Source organism: Candidatus Cloacimonadota bacterium (assembly GCA_034661015.1).
In the GTDB taxonomy this organism is placed as follows: Bacteria; Cloacimonadota; Cloacimonadia; order JGIOTU-2; family JGIOTU-2; genus JAYEKN01.
In genome coordinates this window covers 1-8256 of the sequence record JAYEKN010000284.1, presented here as the reverse complement: position 1 = coordinate 8256, position 8256 = coordinate 1, and the positions used below count along the sequence as shown (strand labels likewise).

The 8256-nt window shown below is 36.9% G+C and carries 3 protein-coding genes; all 3 read left to right on the top strand.

Translation table 11 applies throughout. From position 1 onward, the window contains the following. On the top strand, nucleotides 1-208 hold a 208-nt coding region (locus U9P79_09945), incomplete at its 5' end, for a hypothetical protein (protein ID MEA2104944.1). Nucleotides 209-252: 44 nt separating this feature from the next. Further along, complete coding sequence (locus U9P79_09940; GenBank protein MEA2104943.1) at nucleotides 253-5184, top strand: C25 family cysteine peptidase; 4932 nt, start codon at nucleotides 253-255, stop codon at nucleotides 5182-5184. A gap of 5 nt (nucleotides 5185-5189) precedes the next feature. Further along, on the top strand, nucleotides 5190-8237 hold the full coding sequence (locus tag U9P79_09935) for a CapA family protein (protein ID MEA2104942.1): 3048 nt from the start codon (nucleotides 5190-5192) through the stop codon (nucleotides 8235-8237). Nucleotides 8238-8256: the final 19 nt, after the last annotated feature.

Below are 8256 nucleotides of genomic sequence, written 5' to 3'. Positions count from 1 at the left end.
GTTTCTCCGAAACGGTTTGTATAAGAACGCTTTGGGAAAGCGTAATACGATTCGTATTCTGTTTCTCCGAAACTGTTTGTGTAAGAACGCTTTGGAAAAGCGTAATACGATTCGTATTCCGTTTCTCCGAAACGGTTTTTGTAAGCACGCTTTGGGAAAGCGTAATACGAAATTGTTCAATTATCTTGACGATATAATCGTATTTTGAAAAATTTATCAATGATAAAAAATTGAAAAATGAAAGTGGGATTAGTGAAAAAATTTATTGCTTTCGTATTACTCGTTTTTTTTATAGGTAATTTAAGTGCCTTGAATATCGAAATAAACGAAAATCAGGTAAATTTTAGAGGAAATTTTAAATTAGAAAAACAGATTATAAGATCGGGAAAAAGCGAAGATTTTCTGGAAATTACAATTTCGGAGTGTGGATCCGGAGCAGTTCCGGGAAAAGCAGATTTGCCTATTTATAGCAAATTGTTTAGTTTGCCAAATAGGGGAAATTTTGTTTTGCAAAATATTTCCTACGATTATAAGGAAATTACTCTCGACCAAAAAATTCAACCTTTTTGCCTTGAAGAGGGAATAAATTATAACGAGGAATATTATTCCACTGATGAATGGTTTCCCCAAGAATTAGTCAAAATTGGCAAACCGGTCATTATGCGAGGTTATCGCTTTAGCCAGATTTCTATTTCCGCAGTTCAGTATAATCCGGCGAAAAACAGATTGCGAATATTAAAAAATATAGATGCTGATTTTAAAATTGATTTTTCCAAAAATGTTAATCCCATCTTAAAACAATCACATAAAATTTCTCTCGGCTTTTCAGATTTCGCAGAAAAGAATATTATGGGAGTTCAAAACGATAGAGGTGAAATCTCTCGTAATTACTTATTTATTTGCCCTGATGCATGTGCTTCGATTCTGCAACCATTGGTAAAATGGAAGGAAAAACTCAGTTATCATGTGAAAGTTGTTAAATTGTCAGAAGCAGGTACAACGAGTGAGGAGATCAAAGCGTATTTACAAAATGCTTATGATAATTGGGAAAATCCACCCGATTATGTAATATTGTTCGGCGATGTTACCGGACAATTTGCAGTTCCGGCTTTTTATGTGGAAGGTGGACCTTATTCCCCTTGGGATGTAACCGACCATAGTTATGCTCTTCTCGAAGGCGATGATTATTTTCCTGATATTTTTATCGGGAGGATTTCTTTTTTATCTTTAATGGAATTAGTAACGGTTATTAATAAAATAATTAGTTATGAGCAGAATCCTTACATTGCTGAGGATTGGTTCAAACATGCTCTGATGGTGGGATATGTTGATGCTCAATGGAATTATTTTTCACCATACGAAACATTGATGGAAGTGAGAAATAAACTGATAAATTTTGGTTATACTCAAGTAGATACATTTATTGCACCGTATTACACTTCACCCCAGCAGTTAGCAAATTGGATAAATACCGCGGGATACACATTTATCAATTATCGCGGTTCAGGTAGCCCCAATCATTGGGGTGGAAGTTACGGAGGAAGTGTTGGATCTCTTTTTTCAAATGATAATATTGAGCAAGATTTGAGTAACGGTTATATGCTTCCATTGATAACCAGTTTGACTTGCGGTGGAGGAAATTTTGCAGATGATGGATACCCGTCTTGTTTTGGTGAATTATGGCTGAAAGTCGGTTCACCATCCACTCCGAGAGGTGCGATTGGCTTTATCGGTCCCAGCGAATATGATACGAAAACCCAGTTCAATAATACAAACGATATGGGCATTTATCAGGGAATAACTCAGGAAGGAATTAATCGTTGCGGGGAAATTATGCTCCGTGGGAAAATGGCACTTTACAACAATTATCCCAATTTACTCGAAATGGGTGAGCCATGCTATAATGTTCCTTTCTATTTTTATGTCTATAATTTACTCGGAGACCCCGGAATTGCTATTTGGACGGATACACCTCAGGAAATCGAATTGTCTTGTAATGATACGATCAGTTATTTGGATAATTATGTGCAAGTAAATATCGAAAATAGCACGGAAAAATCCGATTTTATCATTGCAATTACAAATGAAGATAGTCTGTTTTCTACGGCTATTACGGATAGTAATGGCATGGCAAATATTCCGACACATCTTGCTGCCGGCACTTATTATATTACTGCATCAAAATACGGATTCATTCCGCAAACAGATACTTTGATTGTGTCCCAAAATAATATTCTCGCCCTGAATGGATATAGTTTTTCCGAAGACCCTATTTCCGGTGCAGAAATTTCACTTGAGACAATTTTACAGAATTTTCAACTCACTGAATTGCATAATATTACCTTTTCTTTATCCTGTTCGGATGATTATATTGAAATTTTAACCGATAGCATTTTCGTTCCATCTATTCTTTCTCAAAATTTTGTTGAATTGACTTTTGATATTCGGATCGGGAATGAATGGGAAAATGGTTTTGATGAAACAATTTTTTTGAATGCTGTAAATAACGAAATTGATGAAGATTATCTGATTCCGATAATTGTGAATTCAGCAGAAATGGGTAACATTAATTTTTCATTTTTAACTTCAGATAGTACTTGGTTAATCGGTGCGGAAAATATTTTTAAGATTGGATTGAAAAATATCGGAAGTCTGGCTTCCAATCCATTTGAAGCAGTTCTGTGTAATAATAACTCCCCGATTGAAGTGGGCGATAGCATTTCCGTTTTTGAAAATATTGCCGTAAATGACAGTGCCTTTTCTGAGAACGCATTTTCTGTTTTTATCCAAGATTCTTTGATTGACGGAGAATTTATTGATTTACGATTGAAAATTTTCCAGAACGATGTTTTAGTTCAAACAATTGATTTTTCCGAAAGGGTTGGGCAAATTAATTCGGAAAGCCCTACCTTTGGAAGTGGTGGATATCTCGCGATTGAAAGTAGCGATTTTGGTAATTTCGAATCTCCCGAATACGAATGGATTGAGATAGATCCAAATTATGGCGGAAACGGAAATTTGATTGAAGGAACCTATGTTACGAGTGATGGATATATCTCCACAATACAATTACCTCACCCGTTTTCTTATTATAGTAAATTTTATTCGGAAATGTCTGTTTGCTCTAACGGATATATCTCAATGGGGGAAACAAATCAGATATTTTTTCGTAATAAAATAATTCCGTCTGGAGTCGGTTCCCAAGCAATGATAGCTCCTTTCTGGGATCATTTGATTGAGGGAGAAATTTATTCATATTATGATTCGGAAAAGGAACGATTGATCATCGAATGGTCTCGTTTTCAAAATGTCTACAATCCCGATGTCGAAGAAACTTTTCAGGTAATTTTTCAATATGCAGATAACGATTCGGGAGCAAGTATTTTTGATGATCAGATAATTTTTCAATACAAAGAAATTGGGAATGTGGATCAGGAAGAAAATTATGCTACTACCGGAATCGAAAATTATTCTCAAACGTCGGGCTTGTTGATTAGTTATTCAAATATTCAATCCCCAACTGCCCATCCTTATCAAAATGAGACTGCAATTTTGTTTAAACGCCGGAATGTTAGTAATTTTCCACTTTTGATCTGCGAGCCTGAAGAAATTTTAATTACATTAAATCAGGATAAAACTATTAACAAGCAAATATCGGTTCAGAATTCTAGTGAAGATACGGAGTTGCTGGTAGATGTATCATTATCTCATTTCCGAAAAAATTCCACAAACAAGGGCTTTGATTATAACAGAAATCTGGAGAACGACACACTACTAATTGCTAGCAATTGCGGATACATACCATATATAGAGCAAAATTTTTCTTTTTATCTTCTTCATTCTAATGGCAGTGAACCAATAGTTCACGTTTCTCTTGATTTTCCGGATGGAGTTACTATTCTTGCAGCTACCGATCTGGGAGAATTAAGCTATAATGGAGAAACCGGAGGGATGATTACTTGGGGAAATGGAACAGAAATATTGTATGATACCGGAATTAATGCTTTTGGTATTACTACAAATATTGAGGTAGGAATAAGCACTCCTATTGATATAAATTGGGAAATTCAGGGAGATGGCACGGGTTCTCCCCCGCACTCTAAAAGCGGAATCGCTACAATTCTTCCAGCAGAAGGCTCGTATCTCTGGATAACTCATCCGGATTTGAACGATCAACTCGTTTATGGTTTGACCGATAGTATTACTTGGGTTGATTGGGGAGAAGTGATCAGTCCTATCAACCTTGAAATCTCTTTTGATGGTGGCATTAACTGGGAAATATTGGCAGAAGCAATTGACAACGAGCATCATTATTATTTCACAGTACCCGCACCTTTGAGTGATAACTGCCGAGTTCGCATAACTGATCTTGAAAGTTCAATTTTGGATAATTCTGCCAATTTTAGCATCACCGCCCTAAATATCACTTATCCGAATGCAAACTCAATCATGGAATATGGTTCGCAAGACTCGATCAGATGGATTGATTGCGGTGGTATCGAAAATGTAAATATAGATATTTCATCCGATGGGGGATATATTTGGGAGAACATTGCTGAAAATTTTCCAAATGAAGGCATCTATGAGTTCATCGTTCCCGGTCTTATTTCGAATAATTGTAAAATTCGGCTTACAGATTCAAATGGAGATGTGTTTAACACTTCTTCCGGTTTTTTTGAAATTACAGATTCTCCCATAGGCTGGCTAACTTGCGATTATTCCGGTGGCTTCATCCCAGCCGGAGAGACAACAACTTTTAACGTAACGCTTTCCAGTCAGAATTTGGAAATTGGTGAGTATAGTGCTTTCATCAAAATAAAGTCGGATATTGGACAAGTTTTACGAATACCGGTTATTCTAATCGTCCAAGAGAATCCGCTGCCTGATGAGAATTTTCTCGGACAAAATATTCCTAATCCTATTGATGAATGGACTTCGATCCCTTTTAGTCTTAAACAGCCCTCCCCCAATATCGCTGTAGTTCTAAATATCTATAATGTGAAGGGACAGTTGGTCAGAACTTTGGAATATAATAATTCGCGCGCAAAAAGTGAAGATCAAAATTATTTCCTCTGGGATACAAAAGATATGACCGGACATAAAGTTAGCACAGGTGTATATTTTTATCGTTTGAAAATAGGTGATACAAATGTAAAAACAAAAAAATGTTTGTTAATGAGGTGAATAAAATGAGAAAATTTAAAATACTATTTTTTATGGTTGTTTTTATTATCCCCTTCAAATCTTTTTGTTCGGAATCAATAAAATATAGTCATTCAAATGGAACTGATTTTGTCAGGGAAATCCCAATTGAAAATTTTGATAGCGGATTCGTTAGTTTAGAATCTTATCCGGGTGAGGATGAAGATTCTTTGGATTGGGTTTTGGATTCGGAAATCACTTATGAAGATTCGCCCTTTTCTCTCAAATTATTTGGAAATACTTGGAAACTCGAAAACATTCAGCCGGTAGTTGTAGATACGGGCGATGTCTGGCAAGTTTCTGCTTATGTTGATTCGGAAGCGGAAATTCAAGGATTTGGGATAATGGATTCAATAAATGTGCTTTTCTATTCTTTTGCGGGTTCGGAAGAGCTAAATATCGAAGAATGGATTCCCGTTTATCAAGGAAATTTTCCAGAGGATCAATGGAATAATTTTCTCTTACCTATTGCTGATGATTGGATTGCCTTTTTCGATTATCTGCCGGAAATTTCCAGCATAGTTTTCATCAACGACCAAGACGAAGCCTCTGATGGCGTGGTCTTTTTCGACAATATTGTAAATGTTACCGAAGATTTACCTTGTGTGCCGGAGGTATCAATTGATTATATTTTGGGAGACGCATATGATAGTAGGGCTGGAGAGCGGGTAGTTGACGTGCAATTTTTTGGTGAAGTTGTAGATCCGGATAGTGATGAGCATGATTTCTTTTGGAATTTTGGTGATGACTCCACTAGTACTGAGCAAGATCCAACGCATACTTTTTTGGTTACAGATGATCATCCTTATACCGTTTTGCTCGAAGTCGTGGACTACACAAATATGTGGGGACAGGCAAGTTGTAGTATTGAAGTTGACGAAGGGAATTCAACTTTTCCCATAACCATAAATTTTATTGGTGATATTATGCTCGCTCGCCATTATGAAGGAGCAGGAGGAATTATTCCAACTCAAGGAGTAGAAGCAATCTTCGAACCAACCTTGCAATATATCGGGGAAGCGGCTGACATCACTGTTGCAAATTTGGAATGCCCTCTTACCACGCATTGGGAGCATCACCCCACGAAAACTATCTATTTCAAAGGTTCACCGGACAATGTGCAAGGTTTGACCTATGCAGGAATAGACGTGATAACTCTAGCAAACAATCATATAATGGATTATATGCTTCCGGGAATGCAGGAAACACAAGCTGTTTTAGAGGAAAATAACATTATCTGTTCGGGTGCAGGAGCAAATTCTTACCAGGGCTATCTTCCGGCTTTCTACTCAAAATCAGGGATAAATTTTGCCTTCCTGGCTTCAAGTGACAGAACCGGGCAATATAATAATTATCAACCCTATTTAAACGCTGGCTTTAATAAACCCGGTTTCGCTTATATGACACCATATTACACACGAAAGCAAATTGAGGAGGTGGAGGATGTTGCCGACCTTGTAGTGATGGAGTGGCATGCTGGAAGTGAATATTCAAGGATGCCGGGCAGCAATTATGATGCAACTTTACCTTTCGTGGAAGATTGTCTTGAGGAAGAAGATTATTCCCCTTTGGTAGATATCCCGCACATGTGGGATATGGAAATCAGGCATTTTGCTGTTGACAATGGAGCGGATTTGGTGATTTGTCATCATCCGCACATTATTCAGGGAGTGGAACTTTATAACGGAAAATTAATTGCGCATTCTTTGGGAAATTTCGTTTTTGATCTCTCTTATCCGGAAACGTTTCCCACGATGATCTTGAACGCAAAAGTAGATGAAACGGGATTTTATGAATATTCTCTAACTCCGATTTATATTGATGATTATATTCCCCAAAGAGCAGAAGGTGGGTTGGGATTGCACATTCTTGATTATATTACATATCGCTCCAAACAATTAAATACATATTTGAAAGTCGATAGAGAAAATGTTATTGCAAAAGTAATAATGGACACTTCGAGTATGACCATTGATGAAATTGACCAATCAGTTGAATTGCCTTTAGAAGAGATAAACGGAAATTGGCAAACTGCACCAAATCCGCTTGAAATGGAGGGCAGCATCGCTTATGTAAACAGTATTCAACCCTTTGGTGTTTATGAATTTCGTTTGGGACGAGAAAAAGTTTGGTTTGGTAATATGGAGGACGAAGGGTGCACTCTGTGGAATCTGAACAGCAGCGATGAAATTTATTGTGATTCGGTTGCTTATGCAGGGGAGCGTTCGATTCAACATAGACGGATTCCAAGTTCCGGTGACAATATTATTACTAATTTCGAGAAAAGAATAATCTGCCGTTCCGATACGGCAAATTACACTCTTTGCGGTTATATAAAAACTCAGAATGGAGCAGATGTAACCATTCAGGTACGTTATTATGAAAACCGAACCGGTGGTTATTCTCTTGGTGAAGATAATATTGGAGCAAATGTGAGCGGTGATACTCCCTGGACTTTTTATCATCAGGAACTTACTCTTCCTGCAGGCACCGAATTTTTTGATGTTCGTCTGAATAGTAATGTGCCGAACATTGGTACTGCCTTGTCTTGGTTCGACAATGTAAGTATCATCCGTTGGAATGATTGGGGAGAATATGATATTTCCGAAACAATCTTTTGCCCCAATGACTATTATTTTATTCAGGCAAAATCGCAACAAAATATAGGTGAAATTGTTCTGAATTATACTGAAAAAACTTTTAATGCGCCTCAGTTTGATGTTGATGATTCTAAAAATCATTCGAATTCGATTTGTAAATTAAGGCAAAATTTTCCCAATCCCTTTAAGCCGGGATTCGGTGAAACAAATATTTCATTCAGTTTGAAAAGAACTGCAACTGTAAATGTTTCGGTATATAATATCAAGGGGCAAAGAGTAAAAACTTTGGTGAATGATAATTTTTATACTGGAATTCATCATCTCAGCTGGGATGGAAAAAATTCACAAGACCAGAGACTTGGTTCCGGAATTTATTTCTATAAACTCAAAGTTGGAAATGAAGAGCAGATCAAAAAATGTGTTTTGTTGCAATAAAAAAATCCCGACTCGGACG

Excerpts from the sequence above, each read along its gene's own strand:
- U9P79_09935 (MEA2104942.1), top strand. The coding sequence starts at position 5,190 with ATGAGAAAATTTAAAATACTATTTTTTATGGTTGTTTTTATTATCCCC.